20 protein-coding genes and 2 pseudogenes are annotated in these 22934 nt (G+C 70.2%); 15 read left to right on the top strand and 7 right to left on the bottom strand.

What is annotated here, in order from left to right:
- Positions 1 to 57: 57 nt before the first annotated feature.
- Positions 58 to 1497, top strand: coding sequence for a gamma-aminobutyraldehyde dehydrogenase (locus ACH4YP_RS36240; RefSeq protein ID WP_361062185.1), 1440 nt, complete (start codon positions 58 to 60; stop codon positions 1495 to 1497).
- A 91-nt stretch (positions 1498 to 1588) separates the two neighbouring features.
- On the opposite strand, the gene ACH4YP_RS36245 is transcribed toward ACH4YP_RS36240, so the two are convergent.
- Positions 1589 to 1951: a hypothetical protein gene (locus tag ACH4YP_RS36245; protein ID WP_398495127.1), complete on the bottom strand. Its 363-nt coding sequence runs from the start codon at positions 1949 to 1951 to the stop codon at positions 1589 to 1591.
- Between the two features lie 24 nt (positions 1952 to 1975).
- A complete protein-coding gene (locus ACH4YP_RS36250; RefSeq protein ID WP_398495129.1) occupies positions 1976 to 2521 on the bottom strand; it encodes a dihydrofolate reductase family protein in 546 nt (181 codons plus the stop codon).
- A 227-nt stretch (positions 2522 to 2748) separates the two neighbouring features.
- Here ACH4YP_RS36250 and ACH4YP_RS36255 point away from each other — a divergent pair, with 227 nt between their 5' ends.
- The 3 genes from ACH4YP_RS36255 to ACH4YP_RS36265 are packed head-to-tail and all read left to right on the top strand — an operon-like array spanning position 2749 to position 6074.
- Entirely contained in the window at positions 2749 to 4530 is a 1782-nt protein-coding gene (locus ACH4YP_RS36255; protein WP_398495131.1) for a substrate-binding domain-containing protein, read from the top strand.
- 60 nt (positions 4531 to 4590) lie between these two features.
- On the top strand, positions 4591 to 5457 hold the full coding sequence (locus ACH4YP_RS36260; RefSeq protein WP_398495132.1) for a hypothetical protein: 867 nt from the start codon (positions 4591 to 4593) through the stop codon (positions 5455 to 5457).
- An 11-nt stretch (positions 5458 to 5468) separates the two neighbouring features.
- Positions 5469 to 6074: a hypothetical protein gene (locus ACH4YP_RS36265; RefSeq protein ID WP_361062171.1), complete on the top strand. Its 606-nt coding sequence runs from the start codon at positions 5469 to 5471 to the stop codon at positions 6072 to 6074.
- Between the two features lie 26 nt (positions 6075 to 6100).
- Here the strand turns inward: ACH4YP_RS36265 and ACH4YP_RS36270 are convergent, their stop codons facing one another.
- Complete coding sequence (locus tag ACH4YP_RS36270) at positions 6101 to 7258, bottom strand: serine hydrolase domain-containing protein (protein WP_398495134.1); 1158 nt, start codon at positions 7256 to 7258, stop codon at positions 6101 to 6103.
- 277 nt (positions 7259 to 7535) lie between these two features.
- On the opposite strand from ACH4YP_RS36270, the gene ACH4YP_RS36275 reads away from it, so the two are divergent.
- Positions 7536 to 8810 (top strand): alginate lyase family protein, encoded by a 1275-nt coding sequence (locus ACH4YP_RS36275; RefSeq protein WP_361062165.1) that lies wholly within the window; start codon positions 7536 to 7538, stop codon positions 8808 to 8810.
- 23 nt (positions 8811 to 8833) lie between these two features.
- Complete coding sequence (locus tag ACH4YP_RS36280) at positions 8834 to 10495, top strand: RNA polymerase sigma factor (RefSeq protein ID WP_398495136.1); 1662 nt, start codon at positions 8834 to 8836, stop codon at positions 10493 to 10495.
- Here the strand turns inward: ACH4YP_RS36280 and ACH4YP_RS36285 are convergent.
- A complete protein-coding gene (locus tag ACH4YP_RS36285) occupies positions 10434 to 10841 on the bottom strand; it encodes a helix-turn-helix domain-containing protein (protein ID WP_361062160.1) in 408 nt (135 codons plus the stop codon). The two genes, ACH4YP_RS36280 and ACH4YP_RS36285, sit on opposite strands and share 62 nt — an antisense overlap.
- Positions 10842 to 10911: 70 nt before the next feature.
- Between ACH4YP_RS36285 and ACH4YP_RS36290 the strand changes: the two genes are divergently transcribed.
- Positions 10912 to 11511 (top strand): NADPH-dependent F420 reductase, encoded by a 600-nt coding sequence (locus ACH4YP_RS36290; protein WP_398495138.1) that lies wholly within the window; start codon positions 10912 to 10914, stop codon positions 11509 to 11511.
- Here the strand turns inward: ACH4YP_RS36290 and ACH4YP_RS36295 are convergent.
- Complete coding sequence (locus ACH4YP_RS36295) at positions 11508 to 12200, bottom strand: glycerophosphodiester phosphodiesterase (RefSeq protein WP_361062155.1); 693 nt, start codon at positions 12198 to 12200, stop codon at positions 11508 to 11510. The genes ACH4YP_RS36290 and ACH4YP_RS36295 overlap by 4 nt on opposite strands.
- Positions 12201 to 12228: 28 nt before the next feature.
- A pseudogene (locus ACH4YP_RS36300) lies at positions 12229 to 13322 on the bottom strand (adenosine deaminase).
- 99 nt (positions 13323 to 13421) lie between these two features.
- Here ACH4YP_RS36300 and ACH4YP_RS36305 point away from each other — a divergent pair.
- Positions 13422 to 14324 carry a DUF4190 domain-containing protein gene (locus ACH4YP_RS36305; RefSeq protein WP_398495140.1) on the top strand — a complete coding sequence of 301 codons (903 nt, stop codon included), beginning with the start codon at positions 13422 to 13424 and terminating at the stop codon, positions 14322 to 14324.
- A gap of 241 nt (positions 14325 to 14565) precedes the next feature.
- On the opposite strand, the gene ACH4YP_RS36310 is transcribed toward ACH4YP_RS36305, so the two are convergent.
- On the bottom strand, positions 14566 to 15123 hold the full coding sequence (locus ACH4YP_RS36310) for an NADAR family protein (RefSeq protein WP_398495142.1): 558 nt from the start codon (positions 15121 to 15123) through the stop codon (positions 14566 to 14568).
- A 207-nt stretch (positions 15124 to 15330) separates the two neighbouring features.
- Between ACH4YP_RS36310 and ACH4YP_RS36315 the strand changes: the two genes are divergently transcribed.
- The 7 genes and pseudogenes from ACH4YP_RS36315 to ACH4YP_RS36345 form a co-directional block, all read left to right on the top strand.
- Positions 15331 to 16851, top strand: a complete 1521-nt coding sequence (locus ACH4YP_RS36315; RefSeq protein WP_398495144.1) for a gamma-aminobutyraldehyde dehydrogenase — start codon at positions 15331 to 15333, stop codon at positions 16849 to 16851.
- Positions 16852 to 16900: 49 nt separating this feature from the next.
- Complete coding sequence (locus ACH4YP_RS36320) at positions 16901 to 18145, top strand: spermidine/putrescine ABC transporter substrate-binding protein (protein ID WP_361062301.1); 1245 nt, start codon at positions 16901 to 16903, stop codon at positions 18143 to 18145.
- 11 nt (positions 18146 to 18156) lie between these two features.
- Positions 18157 to 19311 carry an ABC transporter ATP-binding protein gene (locus ACH4YP_RS36325; protein ID WP_398495146.1) on the top strand — a complete coding sequence of 385 codons (1155 nt, stop codon included), beginning with the start codon at positions 18157 to 18159 and terminating at the stop codon, positions 19309 to 19311.
- Positions 19311 to 20240 (top strand): ABC transporter permease, encoded by a 930-nt coding sequence (locus tag ACH4YP_RS36330; protein WP_398495148.1) that lies wholly within the window; start codon positions 19311 to 19313, stop codon positions 20238 to 20240. The genes ACH4YP_RS36325 and ACH4YP_RS36330 overlap by 1 nt, the downstream gene beginning before the upstream one ends.
- Positions 20241 to 21041, top strand: coding sequence for an ABC transporter permease (locus tag ACH4YP_RS36335; protein ID WP_055617187.1), 801 nt, complete (start codon positions 20241 to 20243; stop codon positions 21039 to 21041).
- A 29-nt stretch (positions 21042 to 21070) separates the two neighbouring features.
- A complete protein-coding gene (locus ACH4YP_RS36340; RefSeq protein ID WP_398495151.1) occupies positions 21071 to 22513 on the top strand; it encodes an NAD(P)/FAD-dependent oxidoreductase in 1443 nt (480 codons plus the stop codon).
- Positions 22514 to 22800: 287 nt separating this feature from the next.
- Positions 22801 to 22934: pseudogene (locus ACH4YP_RS36345) on the top strand (RNA-guided endonuclease TnpB family protein); the annotation flags it as partial.

A 22934-nucleotide genomic window follows, 5' to 3' on the forward strand; every position in this document is an offset into this window, starting at 1 on the left:
GGGCGCGGGACTAGGGTGGATGTCTCAGTGATTGGACATCTGACTGGAGGGCCGGCAGTGAGCACCGAGCTGCGTCGTCTGCGCAATTACATCGACGGAGAATTCCGCGATGCCGCCGATGGACGGACCACCGACGTGGTCAACCCCGCGACGGGCGAGGCCTACGCCACCGCGCCGCTGTCCGGACAGGCCGACGTCGACGCCGCGATGGCGGCGGCCGCCGCGGCCTTCCCGGCCTGGCGCGACCAGACCCCGGCCGAGCGCCAGAAGGCCCTGCTCAAGATCGCGGACGCCTTCGAGGAGCGGGCCGAGGAGCTGATCGCGGCCGAGGTCGAGAACACGGGCAAGCCCATCGGTCTCACCCGGTCCGAGGAAATCCCGCCCATGGTCGACCAGATCCGCTTCTTCGCGGGCGCGGCGCGCATGCTGGAGGGCCGCGCGGCCGGTGAGTACATGGAGGGCCTGACCTCGATCGTCCGCCGTGAGCCGGTCGGCGTCTGCGCGCAGGTCGCGCCGTGGAACTACCCGATGATGATGGCCGTGTGGAAGTTCGCCCCCGCGCTCGCGGCCGGCAACACCGTCGTCCTCAAGCCGTCGGACACCACGCCCGCCTCCACGGTCCTGATCGCCGAGATCATCGGCTCGATCGTTCCCAAGGGCGTCTTCAACGTCATCTGCGGCGACCGCGACTCCGGGCGCGCGATGGTCGAGCACCCGGTGCCCGCCATGGCGTCGATCACCGGTTCCGTACGCGCGGGCATCTCCGTCGCCGAGTCCGCCGCCAAGGACGTCAAGCGGGTCCACCTGGAGCTGGGCGGCAAGGCGCCGGTCGTCGTCTTCGAGGACACCGACATGGCCAAGGCCGTCGAGGACATCTCGGTCGCGGGCTTCTTCAACGCCGGCCAGGACTGTACGGCCGCCACCCGCGTCCTCGTCCAGGAGTCCATCCACGACGAGTTCGTGGCCGCGCTCGCCAAGGCCGCCGCCGACACGAAGACCGGCATGCCGGACGACGAGGACGTGCTGTACGGGCCGCTCAACAACCCGAACCAGCTGGGGCAGGTCACCGGCTTCATCGAGCGCCTGCCCGCACATGCCAAGGTCGAGGCGGGCGGCCACCGCGTCGGCGACAAGGGCTACTTCTACGCTCCGACCGTGGTGTCGGGGCTGAAGCAGGACGACGAGATCATCCAGAACGAGGTCTTCGGCCCGGTCATCACCGTCCAGTCCTTCACGGACGAGGCGCAGGCCGTCGAGTGGGCGAACGGCGTCGAGTACGCCCTCGCCTCCTCCGTCTGGACCAAGGACCACTCCCGCGCGATGCGCATGGCCAAGGTCCTCGACTTCGGCTGCGTCTGGATCAACACCCACATCCCGCTGGTCGCGGAGATGCCCCACGGCGGCTTCAAGAAGTCCGGCTACGGCAAGGACCTTTCGGCGTACGGGTTCGACGACTACACCCGGATCAAGCACGTGATGACGTCCATCGAGGGCTGACGGACTGACGGTTCGCCACGTACGGAGTGAACGGCACGGCCCCGGGCGGGAGTTGATCCGCCCGGGGCCGTGTTGTGCGTGCCGTGCCGGGTCAGACGGCTTGGGTGAGTACGAGTCCGGCGGTGCTCCGTCCTTCGGCGGACCCCTTCCCGCTCTCGTCGCCCTTCTCGTTCCTGTGCTCCTCGCGGCCGCCGCAGTCCGAGGGCCGGGGCCGGTCGCCCTTGCCGGGCGTCCCGTCGGGCGGGACCGGGGGCGGGACGGTTCGCCCGGTCGCCCGCGTCGATCCGTACGCGTACGCCGTCGCCGTCGTCCGTTGTGTGGATGACGATGTCGGGGAACCGGTCGGGTCCGTGGACTCGCTCGGGCCGTCGTCCTTCGGGGCTCCGCCGACGACCCGCCGCTCGACGGTGCGGACGGGGAGGAACCGTCCGACGGGCCTCGATCGAAGCGGCACTCCGAGGTCGTTCACCGAGGCGGTTCAGCAAGGTGTCCAGAGACCCGCACGAGTGAACGTCACACGCGTCACTCCGCCGGGCGAGGAAGTGGCCTCGACCTCGTAGTCCTTCTCGGGGCCCTCCAGGCCGTCCCAGAGGCGTATGCCTCGGCCCAGCAGGATCGGGACCACCACGACGTGCAGGCGGTCGATGAGCCCGGCGGCAAGGAAGTCGCGGACCACGGTGGGGCCACCGCCGATGCGTACGTCCTGGCCGTCCGCCGCCTCGCGGGCCGTCTCCAGCCCTTCGGCGGGCGAAGCGCCGAGGACGTGGAACGTCGTGCCGCCCTCCATCCCGATCGACGGGCGAGGGTGATGCGTGAGGGCGAAGGTCGGTGTGTGGAACGGCGGGTTGGGACCCCACCACCCCTTCCACTCCGGGGCCTCGCGCCATCCGGGACAGCCGAACTTCCCGGCGCCCATGACCTCGGCGCCGATCCCGGGGTCGAACTGCCGGGCGAAGGCGTCGTCGAGACCGCCGGTCCCGCCGGGCCGGTGGGTCATCTCGTGCCGGAACCGGGTGGTGAACATCCACTGGTGCGGCCTTTCGCCGGCGTGGCCGAACGGCGCGTCACGGCTCAGGCCCTCGCCGGTGCCGGACCCGGCTCACCTCGGCGGTGCCGTGCCGGGCCCGTGAACGCCCAACTGCCTTTGTTGAAAAGGCCATTGACTTCGCAGCGCGCTGTGTGGACCGTGTGATGACACGCGTCTCATTGTGTGTGAGTCCGCCTCGGGCAAGGCATGGACACGGGGGTGTCATGGGGAACGCACGCAGGCTGCCCATGCTGGTGGCGGTCGTGGTGGGGCTGGTGCTGCTCGCGGCCGTCGGCGTGGTGGTGAGCGCGTCCGTCGGCGGTTCGGGCGACGACTGCGACGTACGGCTTGAGGTGAACTCCTCGACGGAGAAGGGCGATCTGCTCGCCGACCTGGCCGAGGACTACAACGACTCCGGGCGTGAGCTGGCGGACGGGAAGTGCGCCCGAGTGGCGGTGTCGGAGACGAGTTCCGGCGTCACCAAGGACGCACTCGCCCAGGGGTGGGACGAGCGGCGCGACGGCACGCCCGAACCACAGGTGTGGACGCCGTCCTCCTCGCTTTGGCTGACACTGCTCCAGCACGACGCGACCGCCGCCGACCGCAAGCTGCTCACCGACGAGAAGCCGCGGTCGCTCGCCACCAGCCCGCTGGCGATCGGCATGCCCCGGCCCATGGCGGAGGCACTCGGCTGGCCGGAGAAGAAGATCGGCTGGCGGGACGTGCTGTCACTGACGGAGAAGGGCTGGGCCTCGGTCGGCCGGCCCGAGTGGGGCCGCTTCAGCCTGGGCAAGGACAACCCGCACACCTCCACCTCCGGCCTGGGCGCGACCGTGGCCACCTTCTACGCCGCCACCGGCCGCTCCAGCGACCTCACCGTGAAGGAGGTCGAGGACCCGAAGACCCGGCGGTTCGTGGCCGGGGTCGAGTCGGGTGTCCTGCACTACGCCTCCGACGCGACCGCGTACATGGCCAACCTCGCCGAGGCGGACGCCGACGGGCAGGCCCTGTCGTACGCCAGCGCCATCGCCGTACAGGAACAGCTGATCCACCTCTACAACCAGGGCAGCCCCACGGGCGAGACCGAGCGGATCGGCAAGGGGAAGAAGCCGCAGGTGCCTCTGGTGGCCGTGCACCCGGCCGACGGCACGCTCATGTTCGACCACCCCTTCGCGGTGCTGCCCACGGCGTCCAAGGCGCAGCGGGCCGCGGCCGCCGACTTCCGTGCCTTCCTGCTGGAGGACGCTCAGCAGCGCCGCTTCCAGCAGACCGGATTCCGTGACCACGAGGGCAACGCCGGCAGTGGACTCGCCCGCTCGGTCAGCCTGTCCGAGCAGAGCGAGGGGAACCTGTCACTGATCGACCCGCCCGCGGCCGACGTGCTGGCGGCGGTCGTGGACAGCTGGGACGAGCTGCGCAAGAAGGCCCGGGTACTGCTCGTCATGGACGTCTCCGGGTCGATGAGCCAGACCGCGGGCGGCGGACAGAGCCGGATGGAGGCGGCCAAGAAGGCCGCCGCCGACACGCTCGACCTCTACCACCCCGACGACGAGGTCGGCCTGTGGGCGTTCTCCACCGAGACCGACGACCATCCCGAGCCGTACCGGGAGATCGTGCCGCCGCGCCCCGTCCGCGACAACGAACAGCGGCTCACCGAAGCCATCAACGGGCTCAACGCCGAAGGCGGCACCGCCCTCTACAGCACCGTGCGCGCCGCCCAGAAGGAGATGCTGGCCGACCTGGACACCGACCGCATCAACGCCGTCGTCGTCCTGACCGACGGCCGGAACGAGTACCCGGCCGACAACGACCTCGACGCACTTCTGCGCGACCTCGACGCCAGTCAACTGGAGCGTTCCGTACGCGTCTTCACCGTCGCCTTCAGCGGCCAGGCCGACTTCGGCACGCTCACGAAGATCGCCGCCGCCACCAAGGCCACCTCCTACGACGCCCGTGACCCGGCGGTCATCGACAAGGTGATGGTCTCCGTCATCAGCAACTTCTGACCCGGCACAGCACGGGAAGACGGGCTCAACCCCATGGGCGGTACCGACAGACCGAACCCCATGGGCAGCGCAGACAGAGAGGACACGATGGGCAGCCGTCTCCTTCCCGCCGCCGCGGTCACGCTGTTCGCCGCCGCGGGCAGCGTCACGGCTCTCCTCGCCGGCGCCCCGGCCACCGCCGCCCTGCCCGTCGGCGCGGGCGTCGGCGGCCTCGTGTGGGGGACGCACGCCCTCACCGGCCGTTTCACCCGCCCCGCGGCGTCGGCATCCGCGAGGTCCGCGACCGGCCGGACGGACGCCCGGAACGCGGGTCGGCGGACGGACCCGACCGCCGACCCGACGTCCGACCCGTTGCCCGAAGCGCCCGCCGACGCCGTCCGATGGCTGACCCGCGCGTCGGCGGCCGCCGACCGGCTGCAGCACCAGTGCCGGCAGAGCCCCAACGCCTCGCTCTGGCCGACGCTGGCAACGGCGGCGACATCTGTACGGGCCGCGGCCGACCGGCTGACGGCGGCGGCCGAGGCGGTCCGCGTCATCGACACCAGCGGCACGCCCGCCGACCACCAGGCCCTGCGGCGCGACCAGAAGCGCCTGGAGGGAGAGGCCCGGGCCCTCCCCGAGGGCCCGCTGCGGCGGGCCAAACAGGACGCCGCGCGCGCCACGGGCGAACGTGCCGCCACCCTGAAGCGCCTGGCCGAACTGCGCCAGCTCCTGATCACCACCATGGAGGCCACCGCTCTGCGTCTGGAAGCCGCGGCGGAGCGTGGGGCCATGCTGCTGTCCCTCCAGGCGGCGACGGACGCCTCCGCCGCACCTCCGGACCTCACCGCCCTCGACCACGAGCTCGACGCCGTACAGACCGGGCTGGACACACTCGACGAGATCACCCGCTCCCTGCACGGCACGGCCGACGAACAGCCGGAGTGAGGCGGCGACGCATGCGCGAGAAGGGCCGCCTGGTGGCCACGATGTTCTGGTCCCTGGTCGCCGTACCGATCGCGGTTCCCTTGGCCTCCCATGGCTTCGGAACCGAATGGGTGGCGGTCATCGTCCTCCTTGCGATCGTCTCAGGCAGCATGGTCCTGGCAAGCGGCCATTTCTGGGACTACGGGTCGCGCCCCACGCCGCGAGAGTTCCTGACCGCGGTGCCCGGGCTCACCGCCTCCGCTCTGCTTGTCTCAGCACCATGGTTGGCCCCTTGGGCCCTCCATGATCTGGCCGGGCAGCCGGCCCTGGCCCGCGTCATCAAGGCCGAGCCCGCTGTCGACAGGAAGAACGACGACACCGGGCGTACCCACTACCGCATCGCGGACGCGGCGACCGAGCGTGACCTCGGCCGGTTGCGGTTCGGCCCACGGACACGCGTACCCGCCGGCGCCGTCGTCTCCGTCTCCGTGATCCCGGACGGTTGGTCGCCGCCCGTCGCCACCGAACGCCTGAAGGACGCCGACACCCTCGTCACCGCATTCGCTGTCCTCGTCACCGTCCACGTCCTCACCTGTGCCGCCACGGCAGCGGCATGGCCGCGCAGAATCCAGGGCTGAGCGCCCCGGCCGCCGCGGCCGGATCCTCAGCTTCCGGTACCGAAGGCCGCCCCGATGATCCGCTCCGCCACCGGGTTCATCTCCTCGCTCTTCGCGTCGGTCGCGTTCACCGAGTACACGAGGGTGCGTGACAGATCGCGTGTGGCGGCGATCGCCGTGTTGTAGCCGGGCCTGGCGCCGGACTTGGCCCAGACGACGGTGTCGTCGTCGATCTCGAACTGCTGGAGGCCGGCGCTCATCGTCGCGTTCGGTACGTCGGGGAGCGTGAACATCTCCTTGTCCAGGAGGGGTTGGGGCACCAGCCGGCCGCGGAACAGGGCGAAGAGCAGGCGCTCCAGGTCCTCCGTCGTGGAGATCATGTCGCCCGCGGCCCACCGGTCCGACATGTTCCACACGGTGGCGTCCACCAGCCTGCCGTCCGCCAGGATCTGGTAGCCGCGGTTGTGCGGGCCGTGGATACGCGGGTCGGGTCCGCCGGGGAAGGACGTGTGACGCATCCCGGCCGGCCGCAGGACCCGTACGGCCGCCTGGTGCTCGTACGTGTCGCCGGTGACCTTCTCGATGAGCAGGCCGAGCACCGTGTAGTCGATGTTGGCGTACTGCTGCCGTTCGCCCGGGCAGAAGGCGGGGCCGGCGGCGACGGACGAGGCCACGACCGCCTCGGGGGTCAGGGTCTCGAACCGCCGCTCGTAGCCCGCACCGTTCACGTCACCCAGCGTCGCTCCCGGCTTCAGCCCGCTGGTGAAGGTCAGCAACTGCCGTACGGTGATGGGCTTGAACGCCTTCGTGAGGAGGCCGGGGAGGTAGGTCTGGACGTGTCCGTCCAGGTCGATCGTGCCTTCGGCGGCGAGCTGCAGCACGACGGCCGCGGTGACCACCTTGGTGGTCGAACCGGCCCTGAAACGCCCGTGTTCCAGAGCCTTGCGGCCCCTCGCCAGGTCGTGCACCCCGGCGCTGCCCCGCCAGGTGCCGGCCTTGCCCCCGACGCGTACGAGCGCGGCCGTCGTGTCCTTGTCCGGGATTCCCTTGAGCGCTTCGCGTAACGCCTTGTCGGTCTTCGGACTCACGGTCTCCCGTACGACCGCCGTGGGGGTGGGGGCGGCGAGCGCGGTCCCGGCCAGGGGCCCCGCGGTGAGGCCCAGGACCACGAGGGCGGCGCAAGCGGTACGTATACGGAGATGCATCGGCTGACTCCCAGGGGTGATCGGTGACCTTCATCCTCCGGTCGTACGCCGTCGCCGCGGATCCTCTCCGAGGAGGGCGCCGACCCTGGCCGTGACCCCCATCAACTGCGGTGCGGGGCAAGGGTGTTGTCAGGGGTTCCCCCTAGGGCGACGTACGCCTTCACGAGAAAAACTGTTATCGCGGAAGCCCCTCCTCCGTCTCCTGTGCACACGCAGCACACACAGCACGTGTGCAACACGCACCACACCCGCCCCTCCATCCGCACAGGAGTTGTTCGTGGCAGAGCACAACAAGCACCGCATCAGCCGTCGCAGCGCCCTCCAGCTGGCCGGTGGTGTCGCCGCCGCGGGGGCCGTGGGGGGTATCGCGGTCTCGTTGAGCGGTGGTGACTCGGCCGACGCGGCGCAGAGCGGTGCCTCCCCGTCGTCCGGTGAGTCCGCCGGGAAACCGGTCTTCGCGCACCCCGGCATGCTGCACAACGCCGGCGACCTCAACCGGGCCAGGGTGCGCGTCGCCGCCCGCCGGGAGCCCTGGACGGCGGGCTGGCAGCGGCTGACCGCCAACCGGCACTCCGCGAGCACCTGGACCCCCAGGCCGCGGGCCACGGTCGTCCGCGGCGGCACCGGGCAGAACTACGTGACCCTCTACAACGACATCCACGCCGCCTACCAGAACGCCCTGCGCTGGAAGATCGCCGGTACGAAGGAGAACGCCGAGGCGGCCGTCGCGATCCTCAACGCCTGGTCGGCCACGCTCACCGCGGTCAACGGCAACGCCGACCGGTTCCTGGCCGCCGGGCTCTACGGCTACCAGTTCGCCAACGCCGCCGAGCTGGTGCGCGACCACGACGCCTTCGACCTGGCCCGCTTCCAGAAGATGATGCTCACGGTCTTCCACCCCATGAACGAGGACTTCCTCACCCACCACAACGGCGCCGTCATCACCAACTACTGGGCCAACTGGGACCTGTGCAACATGGCTTCGGTCATGGCGATCGGCATCCTCTGCGACGACAGGGCCCTGTTCGACCGCGCGGTGGAGTACTTCAAGAAGGGGGCGGGCAACGGCTCGATCGCGAACGCCGTCCCCTTCGTCCACGAGTCCGACGGTCTCGCCCAGTGGCAGGAGGCCGGCCGCGACCAGGGGCACACCGCTATGGGCATGGGCCAGATGGGCGCGATCTGCGAGATGGCCTGGAACCAGGGCGTCGACCTCTACGGCTACGACGACAACCGGTTCATGAAGGCCGCCGAGTACGTCGCCAAGTACAACCTCGGCGGCGACGTGCCCTTCACCAAGTACACCTGGCGCAGCGGCACCGGGAGGGGCAGGTACAACGAGCAGGCTGTGATCTCCGGCATAGCGCGTGGAGAGACTCGTCCCGTTTGGGAGATCCTGCACTGCCACTACGCGCGCCGCCGCCGGCTCTCCGTTCCGAACATCACGGCCATGGCTGAGAAGGTGCGTGCGGAAGGCGGAGGCGGCGACTACGGGCCGAACAGCGGCGGCTTCGACCAGCTCGGTTTCGGGACGCTGCTCTACGCCAAGTGACAGCTCTTGGGGAAGGAACGTACGTGAACGGGCGGCAGTGGCGTACGACGATCGCGGCGGCGCAGGCCGGTGACCGGCGCGCGCTCGACGAACTCGTCGAGGGCTGGCTGCCGCTGGTCTACAACATCGTCGGCCGCGCGCTGAACGGTCACGCCGACGTCGACGACGTCGTGCAGGAGACCATGCTGCGGGCCGTCGACAACCTCGGCACGCTGCGTGATCCGGACAGCTTCCGCTCCTGGCTGGTCGCCATCGCCATGCGGCAGATACGCGACCGGGCCAGACGCCGGACCTCCGAGTCACTGGCCGACGACACGGCCCAGGAAGCCACCGACTTCGCCGAACTAACCGTGCTGCGGCTCCAGTTGGAGGGGCAGCGGCGCGAGGTCGCGGAGGCGGTGCGCTGGCTCGACGACGAGGACCGGCAGTTGCTGTCGCTGTGGTGGCTGGAGGTCGCGGGCGAACTCACCCGGCGCGAACTGGCGGCGGCCGTCGGCATCAGCCGCCAGCACACCGCCGTACGCGTCCAGCGGATGAAGGCCCGTCTGGAGGCCGCGCGCGGCATCGTGCGGGCCCTCGACTCGTCCTGCCCCGAACTGCGCGAGCTGACCGCCCGCTGGGAGGGGCGCCCCGACTCGGTGTGGCGCAAACGGCTGGCCCGGCACATCCGGGGCTGCCGCCACTGCGCGGCGCCCGGCGAGGCGGTCGTACCGGCCGAACGGCTGCTCGTCGGGCTCGCGCTCGTCCCGATCCCGGTCGGCTTCACGCTCTCGCTCGCCCTCGGCGGCAAGACGGCGGCCGCCGCGACGACCGCCGCCACGGGGGTCGGCTGGTCCGCCAAGGTCGCCGCCGCGCTCACCAAGCCCGCCGTCGCCATGACCGCCGGGGCGACCATCGTCGCGGGCGGCGCGTACGTCGTCACTCAGCCGGACTCGGCGCCGCCCAGGGCCGCCGCGCCCCCCACCGCGGCGAGCACCTCGCGGCCGAAGGCACCGAGCCCCACCGCGACGCGCGGCCCGTCACCGTCCCCCAGCAGAACCCGGACGGACCTGTACGGCACGGTCGTCGACGCCCTCGACAGGGCCCCGGACCCGAACGCGCGCCCCGCGGACCTGCCGCGCCGCCCCGAGTCCGGGCTCACCAGCACCGGCGGACCCAAGGCCGTGATGCAGCACCGCGGGGACAACGTGACGCTCAGCGGCCAGGGCTATGTGCTGGTGCGCTGGCAGATCTCCCCCAAGTCGCGGCCCGGCGCCCTCGTCATGCCGGCCTGGACCGGCCTCAAGGGGAAGCTGTTCCACGTGGCGTCGGGTGGCGGACGCCGGATGGACGACACCTTCGCGGAGAACGCCGACGGCTACACCTCCGGCATGGGCGGGCCGCGTGTCGGCTACGCCGTCCTGCCGGCCGGCACCCAGCAGATGTGGCAGAACGAGTACTTCTACGTCGACGGCACCGTCACCCTCGTCCAGAACGAGCGGGGCGCCGACTACGGGCTGACCGTCTTCCCGTCGAACCGGGACGCCGTGACCGAGGACGTCATGACCGGCCCCGCCCAGGGCGCCATCCGCTACGGCCTCGTCCGCGACACCGGAGACGACACGGCACCGATTCCCCAGTACGTCACCCGCTCGACCCCGACCGACGCGACGACGGTCCGTCAGAAGTCGGAGCTGAAGGGCTAGTTGCGCGTTCCTGGGCCGCCATGACCTCGTCCCCGTGGTCGAAGGCCCATGCCCCGAACGTCTCGATCGGGTCGAGCAACGTCCGCCCCAGCGCGGTGAGTTCGTACTCCACCCGGGGCGGCGACCCGGCGTACGCGCGCCGCACGACCAGACCGTTGAACTCCAGCCGCCGCAGGGTCTCCGTCAGGACCTTCTGGCTGATCCCGCCGATGTGTTCACGCAGTTCACCCGGCCGCCGGGGCCCGTGCCGCAGCGCCCAGAGGACCACGGCGTTCCAGGTGTTGGAGAGCAGGTCGAAGGCGAGCCGGGCGCGGCAGTCGGCGAGGAAGAACGGTTCGGTGCTCACATACCGAATGGTGCCCGAGCGGCTTCCTAGTGTCGTGGGAGATCGACCCACGGACCGGAGGCAGAGGCGTATGCGGATAGGGATTCTCGGCACGGGCGGCATGGCGGACGCGCTCGGCACGCAATGGCGGCGGGCCGGACACGAGGTGCTCGCGGGAAGCCGATCGGGCGGGTTGAGGGAGGCGGCCGAGTTCGGCACGGACGCGGTGCTGCTGGCACTGCCGTACACGGCGGTGGTCGACGTGGTCGCCGGTCTTGAGGAGGTGCTCCGTGGGCGGGTGTTGATCGACTGCACCAACCCGGTGGGCCCGGGCTTCGCCCTGCTCACGGCGGGCGGGCCCGCGGCTGCCGAGCGCATCGCCTCCGCCGCCCCGGGCGCGCCCGTCGTCAAGGCCTTCAACCTCTGCCACGAGGACGTCTGGCGGCTGACCCCGCCGGTCTTCGACGGCCGCCCGCTGGCGGTCCCGCTGTGCGGCGACGACGAGGCCGCGCTGACCGTCGTACACCGGCTCGTACGCGACCTGGGCTGCGAGCCGTTGAACGCGGGCGGCCTGGACCGGGCAGGGCTGCTGGAGGCGACGGCGGCGCTGCTGATCGGGCTGTGGGTGGGGGAAGGGGCGGACGCCCAGGCGATCGCCCCGCCACTGCAGTTCGCGCAGCCCTCTTCCTAGACTTCTGGACCCTTGCGCAGGGCGCACAGCGTGTCGATGCGGTTCGTGGTGATCGAGTCGACGCCCGCGTCGAGCAGGCGCCGCATGGAGCGGCGGGTGTCGGGCGTCCACACGGACACCAGATACCCGTCGCGATGCGTACGGGCGATCGTGTCGCGACCGGCAAGCCCGAAGCGGTAGTTGAGCCACCGGGGCCGCACCGCGTCGAGCAGCGCGGGCCGCGGGGGCGCGAGGGTCGTCCAGGTGAGGGCGATCTCCGCGGCGGGGTCGGCCGCGCGGACGGCGAGCATGGTGTCGGCGCCGGCGCAGTAGTACACGCGCTCCTCGGCGCCGAGGTCACGGATGACGCCGACGATCCGGCGGACGGCACGCGCGTCCGCCGGACCCGGCAGGTCGACCATGAACCGGCCGTCGTCCGTCGACTTGAGGGCCTCCTCCAGCGTGGGAACACCGCCGGAGGTCAGGCCCCGCACCTCGTCCGAGGAGAGCGACAGCAACGGCCGGTCCTGTTCCCACAGCCGCTTCAGCGTGCTGTCGTGCAGCAGCACGGGCACGCCGTCGCGGGTGAGCCGGACGTCGATCTCCACGGCGTCCGCGCCCTGTTGGAGCGCGGAACGCAGGGAGTCGATCGTGTTCTCGCGGACGCGGTAGGGGTCGCCGCGATGGGCCACGGCTGTCACGGTACGCATGGGCCCATTGTGCTGGCTCCGCGTCGGCTCAGGGAGCGAGCCAGTCAGAGGTGTACGTGTCGATGTCCTCGGCGAGCTTCGCCTTGCCGGCGTCGTCGAGGAAGGAGACCTCGACGGCGTTCTTGGCGAGCGCGGCGAGACCCCGCTCGTCCAGGTCGAGGAGGCGGGCGGCGACCGCGTACTCGTTGTTGAGGTCGGTGCCGAACATCGGCGGGTCGTCGGAGTTGATCGTGACGACGACTCCGGCCCGGACGAACTCCTTTATGGGGTGCTCGTCGAGCGTGCGGACCGCGCGGGTGGCGATGTTGGACGTCGGGCAGACCTCCAGCGGGATCCGGTGCTCGGCGAGGTGCGCGAGGAGCTTCGGGTCCCGGGCGGAGCTGGTGCCGTGGCCGATGCGCTCGGCGCGCAGATCGGTCAGCGCGTCCCAGATCGTCTCCGGTCCCGTCGTCTCGCCCGCGTGCGGCACGGAGTGCAGGCCGGCCGCGATCGCACGGTCGAAGTACGGCTTGAACTGCGGCCGGGGCACGCCGATCTCGGGTCCGCCGAGCCCGAAGGAGACCAGGCCCTCCGGGCGGAGCTTGTCGGTGGTGGCGAGCCGGACCGTCTCCTCGGCGGATTCGAGTCCCGCCTCGCCCGGGATGTCGAAGCACCAGCGCAGCACGGTCCCGAAGTCGGCCTCGGCGGACGTGCGCGCGTCCTCGATCGCCTCCATGAAGGCGCCCTCGTCGATACCGCGACGGGTCGACGAGAACGGCGTGACCGTCAGCTCGGCGTAGCGGATCTGCTGACGGGCCATGTCCCGGGCGACCTCGTACGTCAGCAGACGTACGTCCTCGGGGGTGCGGATCAGGTCGACGACGGACAGGTACACGTCGATGAAGTGGGCGAAGTCCGTGAAGGTGAAGAAGTCGGCCAGGGCCTCGGGGTCCGAGGGCACCTTGGAGTCGGGGTGGCGGGCGGCCAGTTCGGAGACGATACGGGGGGAGGCTGAGCCGACGTGGTGGACGTGGAGTTCGGCCTTGGGCAGTCCGGCGATGAAGGCGTGCAGGTCGTGGTGGTCGGTCAAGGGTTCCTCCCCGGGAACGGCGCCCGGCCGTGTGTCCGGCGGACGCGGGTGATCGGCTGATCGATGGTTCAGGGATCATCGTAGGACGCGGTCCGTGCAGGGGAGGCCCGGGCCGTAGCATGACGCTACGTACGACAGAGGGGACTCCGCGCATGTCCGACGACGCGCAGACACCGGGTGCGGCGGCCGGCGACGAATCGGGGGCCCGCCCCCAGGACGCGGCTCCCGCGGCGAAGGTCCCGCTGAGCAAGCCGTCCGCCTCCGCCGAGCCGAACCCCTGGGCCCCGCCGACGGACGCGGCCCCTGGAGAGGGGGCCGGCCCGACGCCGCCTTCGGTGCACGACCAGCAGACGGTGACATCGCTGCCGGGCGGGCTGCCGCAGGCTCCGGGTGCGGGTGCGGGTGCGGGTGCGGGACCGGGCACTCCGGTGCCTCCCGGCTCAGGCTCCGCGGCTCCCTCGGGCCCTGCGGCTCCCTCGGGCCCGCAGCCCTGGGCCAACCCGTTCGCGCCGCCGGTCGCCTCGGCCCCGCCGAACCCCTTCGGGCCTCCTGGAGGAGCGCCCCACCCGTACGCGCCCCCGGCCGGGCCCCACCCCCACCCCGCTCCCGGCTCCTCCGTTCCCCCGCCGCCCATCGCGCCCGAGGGCCCCGGGCAGATGCCGTACGGCTACGGCTACCCGGGATACCCCGCCTACGGTGGCCCCGGCGGGGGTCCCGGCTACAGCTGGCCGGGGATGCCCATGGCGCCCAGCAACGGGCTGGGCACGGCCGGGCTCGTGCTCGGCATCATCGCGGCGGTCGGCTTCTGTCTGTGGCCGGTCGCCCTCGCCTGCGGGATCCTCGCGGTGATCTTCGGCGCGATCGGCCGCGGGAAGGCGCGTCGCGGCGAGGCCACGAATCCCGGCCAGGCGCTGGCCGGCATCATCTGCGGTGCCGTCGGGATAGCCCTGGCCATCGCCTTCGTGGTGGTGTTCCTGATCGTCCCCGACGACTCCGAAAGCGACTCGGGATCCGTGAACGACGGCTTCAACACGTCCCTGACGGTCACTGGCTGACCTGCGAGTGGGCGGGGCCCTGGGGTGGGTCGGGTTTGACGCCGAGTGCCGAGTGCGGGCCGACCTCGGCTGAGCGCGCAGTTCCTCGCGCCCCTAAAAGCGCAGGGTGCCCCACGCTTCTTAGGGGCGCGAGGAACTGCGCGAGCAACCCCAGAACACCCGCACCCAACAACCAACCCGAGCCCCACCCACCTCAGGGGCGCGGGGAACTGCGCACTCAGCCCCGACCCACCCGCAGCCCTCAAAGAGCCCGCAACCGACCCCTCGCCTCCATCAGCGCGAACCCCAGCAGGTTCGGCCCCCTCCACCGCTCGGGATCGAACGCGCGGTCGTCGTTCGTCGCCAACCCGATCCCCCACACCCGGTCGACAGGGCTGGCCTCGACAAGCACCCGCTCCCCCGTGCCCAGCAGAAACGACCGAAGTTCGCCGTCCGAGGCGAACTTCCGCACGCTGCCCTCCACGACGATCTCGAACCGCTCCCGCTCCCAGGCGGCCTCGTCGAACCCCCGCACCAGCCGCCCCGCCTTCTTGGCGAGCGCGGGATTCGGGGCGTCGAGAGCGGCCCGCTCGGCCCGCTCGTCACCGAACAGCCGCGCTTTCCGCGCCATCATCCAGTGCTCGGCCGTCCGGTACTCGACTCCGTCCACCGTGAACGGCGACGGCCACCACTGACTCAGACAGCCCGCTCCCACCTGCCCGTCGGCCCGCGCCCGGTGCCCCCAGAAGTGCAGGTACTTGACTCTTTCCCCCGACCGGACCGCACTGACCAGCGCGTCCCGTGAATCGATCTTCCCCATGCACGCGAGTCTGGCAGGCACCACTGACACTTCGTCCCTCCTTTTTCAAGGGAACTCGACACCTGGTCGACAGATTCCGTCGCGTAACCAAAAGGCAACAACGGAATCACTTGTTGGAGGGGCATTGCTCTGTCAGGATCGGCACTCAAATCGAGCTGGAGCTACGCCGACCCCCGGTGCACGGGGAGGACGGCGGAGGAGAGCGACATGCACAATCCGGGCCATCGCTTCCAGGCACAGGACCGCTTCGAGGCGGGCGCGCAGTACATCGCGGGCCGACTGACGAAGGGCACGTCCGGCCGCACCCACGCGGTCGTCGACCCGGCCACCGGCGACGACGTATACACGTACGAGCTGGCGAGCACCGCGGACGTGGATGCGGCCGTCGCCGCCGCCCGCGAGGCGTTCCCGGGCTGGGCCGCGACCACCCCGGGCGAGCGCTCGGACGCCATGCACCGCTTCGCCGCCGTGCTGGCCGACCGCGCGGAGGAGTTCGCGCAGGCGGAGTCGCTCCAGTGCGGCAAACCGATCAAGCTGACCCGGGAGTTCGACGTCCCGGGCACGATCGACAACACCGCCTTCTTCGCGGGCGCCGCCCGGCAGCTGCAGGGCCAGTCCGCGGGCGAGTACTCCGGCGACCACACCTCGTACGTACGCCGTGAACCCATCGGTGTCGTCGGCTCCATCGCGCCCTGGAACTACCCCCTCCAGATGGCCGCCTGGAAGGTCCTCCCGGCGATCGCCGCGGGCAACACCATCGTCCTGAAGCCCGCCGAGCTCACCCCGCTCACCTCGCTGCTGTTCGCCGAGGCAGCCACCCGGGCGGGCATCCCCGACGGTGTCGTCAACATCGTCACCGGGGCCGGCAAGGACGCAGGTGAGCATCTCGTCGGGCACCCCGACGTCGCCATGACCTCCTTCACCGGCTCCACCGCGGTCGGCAAGCGCGTCGCCGAGATCGCCACCGCCACCGTCACGCGCCTCCACCTGGAACTCGGCGGCAAGGCGCCCTTCGTGGTCTTCGACGACGCGGATCTGGAGGCCGCCGTGCACGGCGCGGTGGCGGGCTCCCTCATCAACACGGGCCAGGACTGCACGGCCGCCACGCGCGCGTACGTACAAAGGCCCCTCTACGAAGAGTTCGTTTCCAGGACCGCGGACCTGATGGCGACCGTCCGGCTCGGCGATCCGTTCGCGCCGGACACCGACCTCGGGCCGCTCATCTCGTTCGCCCAGCGCGACCGCGTCGCCGGTTTCGTCGACCGGGCGCGCTCCTACGCGCGCGTGGTCACCGGCGGCGAGATCCCGCGGGACCTCAAGCACGGCGCGTACTACCGGCCCACCCTGGTCGCGGACGCCGCGCAGGACAGCGAGATCGTGCGGTCCGAGCTCTTCGGCCCCGTCCTCGTCGTCCTGCCCTTCGACAGCGACGACGAAGGCATCCGGCTCGCCAACGACACCCCGTACGGCCTGGCCGCCTCCGCGTGGAGCCGTGACGTGTACCGCGCGAACCGTGCCACGCGCGAGATCAAGGCGGGCTGCGTGTGGGTCAACGACCACATCCCGATCATCAGCGAGATGCCGCACGGCGGTTACAAGGCGTCCGGCTTCGGCAAGGACATGTCCTCGTACTCGTTCGAGGAGTACACCCAGATCAAGCACGTCATGTTCGACAACACCGCGGTGGCCAGGAAGGACTGGCACCGCACGATCTTCGGGGACCGCTAGTCGTCACCGGCCAAGACCAGGCCGACCCTCCCGAAAGGGCACCACGAGCATGGAGCAGTACGAGCCCGACAGCCTGTCCTCGGCCCAGCTGGCCGCCATGCGGCGCAGCCTCAGGAACGGCAGGGCCTCCCTCACCCGCCGTTCGCTGCTGCGTACCGGCACCGGCGGCGCACTCGCCCTTGGCGGGCTCGGGACGCTGAGCGCCTGCGGGATCCCCGCGGCGAAGAACACCGCGGGCGTCTCGTCCGAGGACCACTCGGCCAAGGAGAAGCAGATCAACTTCTCCAACTGGACCGAGTACATGGACGTGGACGACAGCGAGAAGCACCACCCCACGCTCGACGAGTTCACCAAACGCACCGGCATCAAGGTCAAGTACACCGAGGACATCAACGACAACGTCGAGTTCTTCGGGAAGCTCAAGCCGCAGCTCGCGGCGGGCCAGGACACCGGCCGCGACCTGATCTGCGTCACCGACTGGCTGGCCGCCCGGCTCATCCGCTTCGGCTGGGTGCAGAAGCTGAACGCCTCCAACCTGCCGCACGCGTACGCCAACCTCTCCCAGCAGTTCCGTACGCCGGACTGGGACCCGGGACGCGCGTACTCCTACCCCTGGACCGGTATCTCCACGGTCATCGCCTACAACAAGAAGGCGCTGGACGGCGTGGAGGTGAAGTCACTCTCCGACATGCTCGACAACCCCAGGCTCAAGGGGCGCATAGGCCTGCTGTCGGAGATGCGGGACAGCATGGGCATGACGCTGCTCGACATGGGCAAGGACCCGGCGAAGTTCAGCGACGACGACTTCGACGCGGCGATCGCCCGCCTCCAGAAGGCCGTCGACAAGGGCCAGATCCGCCGCTTCACCGGCAACGACTACACCTCCGACCTCACCAAGGGCGACCTCGCGGCCTGCGTCGCCTGGGCCGGTGACGTCGTCCAGCTCAAGGCCGACAGCCCGGACGTCGACTTCGTCATCCCGGAGAGCGGCTATCTGACCTCCACGGACAACCTGCTGGTCCCGGGCAAGGCGCGGCACAAGACCAACGCCGAGCGGCTCATCGACTACTACTACGAGCCCGGTCCGGCCGCGCAGCTCGCCGCGTACATCAACTACGTCTGTCCCGTCGACGGCGTGAAGGCCGAGCTGGCGAAGATCGACGAGTCGGCGGCGAACAACCCGCTGATCATTCCCGACGCCGCCATGGCGGCCAAGTCCCATTCCTTCCGCTCCCTGAGCACGAAGGAAGAGACGGCCTACGAAGAGAAGTTCGCAAAGCTGACGGGAGCGTGATCACCGTGACCATGAAGAACACAGACACCAGCGGTGACGTCCGCCTCTCCGGAATCAGCAAGACCTACGGCTCCTTCACCGCCGTCCATCCCCTCGACCTGACCGTGCCCCAGGGCTCGTTCTTCGCCCTCCTGGGCGCCTCTGGCTGCGGCAAGACCACCACGCTGCGCATGATCGCCGGTCTGGAGGAACCTTCCTCCGGCTCGGTCCGGCTCGGCGACCAGGACGTGACGAACCTGCCGCCGTACAAGCGGCCGGTGAACACCGTCTTCCAGTCGTACGCGCTCTTCCCGCACCTCGACATCTTCGAGAACGTCGCCTTCGGTCTGCGCCGACGCGGCATCAAGTCGGTGAAGAAGCAGGTCGAGGACATGCTGGAGCTGGTCCAGCTCGGCGAGCAGGCCCGCAAGAAGCCGCACCAGCTCTCCGGCGGCCAGCAGCAGCGCGTCGCCGTGGCCCGCGCGCTGATCAACACCCCCAAGGTGCTCCTCCTCGACGAGCCCCTCGGCGCCCTCGACCTCAAGCTGCGCCGCCAGATGCAGCTGGAGCTCAAGCGCATCCAGACCGAGGTCGGCATCACCTTCGTGCACGTCACGCACGACCAGGAGGAGGCCATGACCATGGCCGACACGGTCGCCGTGATGAACGCGGGCCGTGTCGAGCAGCTCGGCTCGCCCGCCGACCTCTACGAGAACCCGAACACCACGTTCGTCGCCAACTTCCTCGGCACCTCGAACCTCATCGAGGCCGAGGTCGACACCAAGTCCGGCGACGACATCGTCCTGAAGGCGGGCGGCGGCAAGCTCGTCCTGCCCGCCGCGCGGTGTTCCGCGCCCACGACGACCGGCGGCAAGGTCCTCGTCGGCGTACGCCCCGAGAAGATCTCGCTCACGCACGCCGACGACGCGGGCGAGATCCCGGTGGGCCGCAACCGCATCACCGGCACGATCGCCGACTCCAGTTTCATCGGCGTCTCCACGCAGTACGTCATCGACAGCCCGGTCTGCCCCGAGTTCGAGGTCTACGCCCAGAACATAGACCGCGACCCCCGGCTGGTGCCCGGCACCGAGGTCGTCCTGCACTGGAACCCGGCCCACACCTTCGGCCTGGACGCTGCCCAGGACATCGACGCGGGCGTGGAGACGGTCGGGGAAGAGGCCGCCTGATGACCACCGTCACCGACGCGCCACCCCTGGCGCCCACACCCGCTCCCGAGGAGCCCGCGCCTCGTAGAAGAGGCCGCCTCACTCCGTACTGGCTGCTGCTCCCCGGCATCCTCTGGCTGCTCGTCTTCTTCGCGCTGCCGATGGTCTACCAGGCCTCCACGTCCGTACAGACGGGCTCCCTGGAGGAGGGCTACAAGGTCACCTGGCACTTCGCGACCTACTGGGACGCGGTGGCCGACTACTGGCCCCAGTTCCTGCGCTCCATCGCGTACGCCGGCACCGCCACGATCCTGTGCCTGCTGCTCGGCTATCCGCTCGCGTATCTGATCGCGTTCCGAGCGGGCCGCTGGCGCAACCTGATCCTGATCCTGGTGATCGCGCCGTTCTTCACCAGCTTCCTGATCCGTACGCTCGCCTGGAAGACGATCCTCGCGGACAGTGGCCCGGTCGTCGGCGCCCTCAACTCGCTGCACGTCCTGGACGTCACCAGCTGGCTCGGCATCACGGCCGGCGACCGCGTGCTGGCCACACCTCTCGCGGTGGTCTGCGGTCTCACGTACAACTTCCTGCCGTTCATGATCCTGCCGCTCTACACCTCGCTCGAACGGATCGACGGGCGGCTGCACGAGGCGGCGGGCGATCTGTACGCGAAGCCCTTCACGACCTTCCGCAAGGTGACCTTCCCGCTGTCGATGCCCGGTGTCGTCTCCGGGACGCTGCTCACGTTCATCCCGGCGAGCGGTGACTACGTGAACGCCGATCTGCTCGGCTCCACCGACACCCGCATGGTCGGAAACGTCATCCAGACGCAGTTCCTGCGGATTCTCGACTATCCGACGGCCGCGGCTCTCTCGTTCATTCTCATGGCGGGGATTCTGGCCATCGTCACGCTCTACATTCGCAAGTCCGGGACGGAGGATCTGGTTTAGATGGCCCTCGTACGCTGGCTCAAACGCCGTCTCGTCGTCATCGCGGGTCTGTTGACCCTCGGTTATCTGCTGCTGCCTAACATCGTCGTCACGGTGTTCTCCTTCAACAATCCGAAGGGGCGCTTCAACTACGAATGGCAGCAGTTCTCCACGGACGCCTGGACCGATCCCTGCGGGGTCGCCGACCTGTGCGGCTCACTCTCGCTGAGCCTGCAGATCGCGGCCTGGGCGACCCTCGGCGCGACCGTCCTCGGCACGATGATCGCCTTCGCGCTCGTCCGCTACCGCTTCCGGGCGCGCGGCGCCGTGAACTCGTTGATCTTCCTGCCGATGGCGATGCCCGAGGTCGTCATGGCCGCCTCGCTGCTCACGCTCTTCCTCAACCTGGGCGCACAGCTTGGCTTCTGGACGATCCTGATCGCCCACATCATGTTCTGTCTGAGCTTCGTGGTCACCGCCGTCAAGGCCCGTGTCATGTCGATGGACCCGCGGCTGGAGCAGGCCGCCCAGGACCTGTACGCCGGTCCCGTGCAGACCTTCGTCCGCGTCACCCTGCCCATCGCCGCCCCCGGAATCGCCGCCGGAGCGCTGCTCGCCTTCGCGCTCTCCTTCGACGACTTCATCATCACCAATTTCAACGCGGGCTCGACCGTCACCTTCCCCATGTTCGTCTGGGGCTCGGCCCAGCGCGGAACACCCGTTCAGATCAATGTCATCGGTACGGCCATGTTCATCGTCGCCGTACTGTTCGTGCTGGCCGGAATGGTCATCGGCAACCGCCGAAACCGCCAGAAGGCATAACCGCAGCAATTCTGTTGGGAGTTGAAATCATGGCCCCGAGCGCCATGAGCCGTAGAAAAAATCAGAGCGACAAGAACTGGGCGAAGTCGCTTTCCGACGCCCAGCCGCTCTCGTACTGGCTGGACGACCCCGGCAGGCCCCGCCCTGAGCCCGCCCTCACCACCGCCGAGACCTGCGACCTGCTCGTCGTCGGCGGCGGCTACAGCGGGCTGTGGACCGCGCTCCTCGCCAAGGAGCGCGACCCCGGGCGCGAGGTGGTCCTGGTCGAGGGCCGCGAGGTGGGCTGGGCCGCCTCGGGCCGCAACGGCGGTTTCTGCGCCGCCTCCCTCACCCACGGCCTGTCCAACGGCCTGACCCGCTGGCCCGACGAGATCCACAGGCTGGAGGAGCTGGGCGCCCGCAACCTCGACGGCATCGAGGCGACCGTCGCCCGCTACGCCCTCGACTGCGACTTCGAGCGCACCGGCGAGATCGACGTCGCCACCGAGCCGTACCAGGCGGCCGAACTCCGCGACTGGCACGAGGAGTTGGAGCGCCGCGGCCTGGCGAACGGAGTCGAGTACCTGGACACCGAGGCAGTACGGGAACAAGTCGACTCACCGACCTTCCTCGCGGGCCTGCACGACCGCCGCGGCGTCGCCATGCTGCACCCCGCCAAGCTCGCCTGGGGCCTCAAGCGGGCCTGCCTCGAACTGGGTGTCCGGGTGTACGAGAACACGCCCGCGCTCACCCTCAGGCCGTACGGCGCCGGGATGGCCGTACGCACTCCGTACGGCGGTGTCCGCGCCCGCCGGGTCGCCCTCGGCACGAACATCTTCCCGAACCTGGTCAAGCGCGTGCGCTCGTACACCGTCCCGGTCTACGACTACGCGCTGATGACCGAGCCGCTGACCGCCGACCAGCTCGCCTCCATCGGCTGGAAGAACCGGCAGGGACTCGGTGACTCGGCGAACCAGTTCCACTACTTCCGGCTGTCCGCCGACAACCGGATCCTGTGGGGCGGCTACGACGCGGTCTACCCGTACGGCGGCCGGGTGCGCGCCGAGTACGACGACCGGCCCCAGACGTACGCGAAGCTCGCCGGGCACTTCTTCACCTGCTTCCCGCAGTTGGAGGGCGTGCGCTTCAGCCACGCCTGGGGCGGCGCGATCGACACCTGCTCCCGCTTCTCGGCCTTCTTCGGAACGGCCCACGGGGGCCGCGTGTCCTACGCGGCGGGCTATACGGGCCTCGGCGTCGGCGCCACCCGCTTCGGCGCCGACGTGATGCTCGACCTGCTGTCGGGGGAGCGCACGGAACGTACGTCGCTGGAGATGGTCCGCAGGAAGCCGCTGCCGTTCCCGCCGGAACCCTTCGCGTGGACGGGGATCGCGCTCACCAAGTGGTCCCTGGCGCGGGCGGACGCGCACGGCGGCCGGCGCAATCTGTGGCTGAGGACGATGGACCGGCTGGGGCTCGGCTTCGACAGCTGAGACCGTGTGACCCGCTTCACCTGCTTCGTGCGAGGAGGCTTCGGCGTTCACGTCGGGGAGGAATCGCGTCCGGGTGTCGCGACGCGGAGTGTCGCCGCAACCGCCTCAGGGCGCGGAGCGCCCCGCATCGCTGCCGGCATCGTCGAGGGTGCGAACACATGTGCCGGTGGTCGCTGGTCAGGGTGGTGACTGTGGGATCGGGGTGCGTGTGTGCGGCTGTCGTACATATGGTCCCTTGCGGGGTTCGAGACGGCGCAGCATTCCGGTGGGGGCGGTGAGGGGGCGAGATGACGCAGGTGAGTGCTGTGGAGGCGGGGCATGCCCGTTACACCTACCGGCTGCGTGTGCCGTCCACGGCGCGTACGGCCCTGGTGGCGGAGTGGGACCGATGCCGCTGGGTGTGGAACGAGTGTGTCGCCAA

Origin of the sequence: Streptomyces sp. NPDC020747, from assembly GCF_044334695.1 — a bacterium.
Classification (GTDB): Bacteria; Actinomycetota; Actinomycetes; order Streptomycetales; family Streptomycetaceae; genus Streptomyces.

Coding starts and splice junctions, on each gene's coding strand:
- ACH4YP_RS36310 (WP_398495142.1), bottom strand. CDS start 15,123: ATGGGGAAGATCGATTCACGGGACGCGCTGGTCAGTGCGGTCCGGTCG.
- ACH4YP_RS36265 (WP_361062171.1), top strand. CDS start 5,469: ATGCGCGAGAAGGGCCGCCTGGTGGCCACGATGTTCTGGTCCCTGGTC.
- ACH4YP_RS36335 (WP_055617187.1), top strand. CDS start 20,241: ATGGCCCTCGTACGCTGGCTCAAACGCCGTCTCGTCGTCATCGCGGGT.
- ACH4YP_RS36290 (WP_398495138.1), top strand. CDS start 10,912: ATGCGGATAGGGATTCTCGGCACGGGCGGCATGGCGGACGCGCTCGGC.
- ACH4YP_RS36315 (WP_398495144.1), top strand. CDS start 15,331: ATGCACAATCCGGGCCATCGCTTCCAGGCACAGGACCGCTTCGAGGCG.
- ACH4YP_RS36340 (WP_398495151.1), top strand. CDS start 21,071: ATGGCCCCGAGCGCCATGAGCCGTAGAAAAAATCAGAGCGACAAGAAC.
- ACH4YP_RS36295 (WP_361062155.1), bottom strand. CDS start 12,200: ATGCGTACCGTGACAGCCGTGGCCCATCGCGGCGACCCCTACCGCGTC.
- ACH4YP_RS36320 (WP_361062301.1), top strand. CDS start 16,901: ATGGAGCAGTACGAGCCCGACAGCCTGTCCTCGGCCCAGCTGGCCGCC.
- ACH4YP_RS36305 (WP_398495140.1), top strand. CDS start 13,422: ATGTCCGACGACGCGCAGACACCGGGTGCGGCGGCCGGCGACGAATCG.
- ACH4YP_RS36270 (WP_398495134.1), bottom strand. CDS start 7,258: ATGCATCTCCGTATACGTACCGCTTGCGCCGCCCTCGTGGTCCTGGGC.
- ACH4YP_RS36330 (WP_398495148.1), top strand. CDS start 19,311: ATGACCACCGTCACCGACGCGCCACCCCTGGCGCCCACACCCGCTCCC.
- ACH4YP_RS36250 (WP_398495129.1), bottom strand. CDS start 2,521: ATGTTCACCACCCGGTTCCGGCACGAGATGACCCACCGGCCCGGCGGG.
- ACH4YP_RS36260 (WP_398495132.1), top strand. CDS start 4,591: ATGGGCAGCGCAGACAGAGAGGACACGATGGGCAGCCGTCTCCTTCCC.
- ACH4YP_RS36325 (WP_398495146.1), top strand. CDS start 18,157: ATGAAGAACACAGACACCAGCGGTGACGTCCGCCTCTCCGGAATCAGC.
- ACH4YP_RS36255 (WP_398495131.1), top strand. CDS start 2,749: ATGGGGAACGCACGCAGGCTGCCCATGCTGGTGGCGGTCGTGGTGGGG.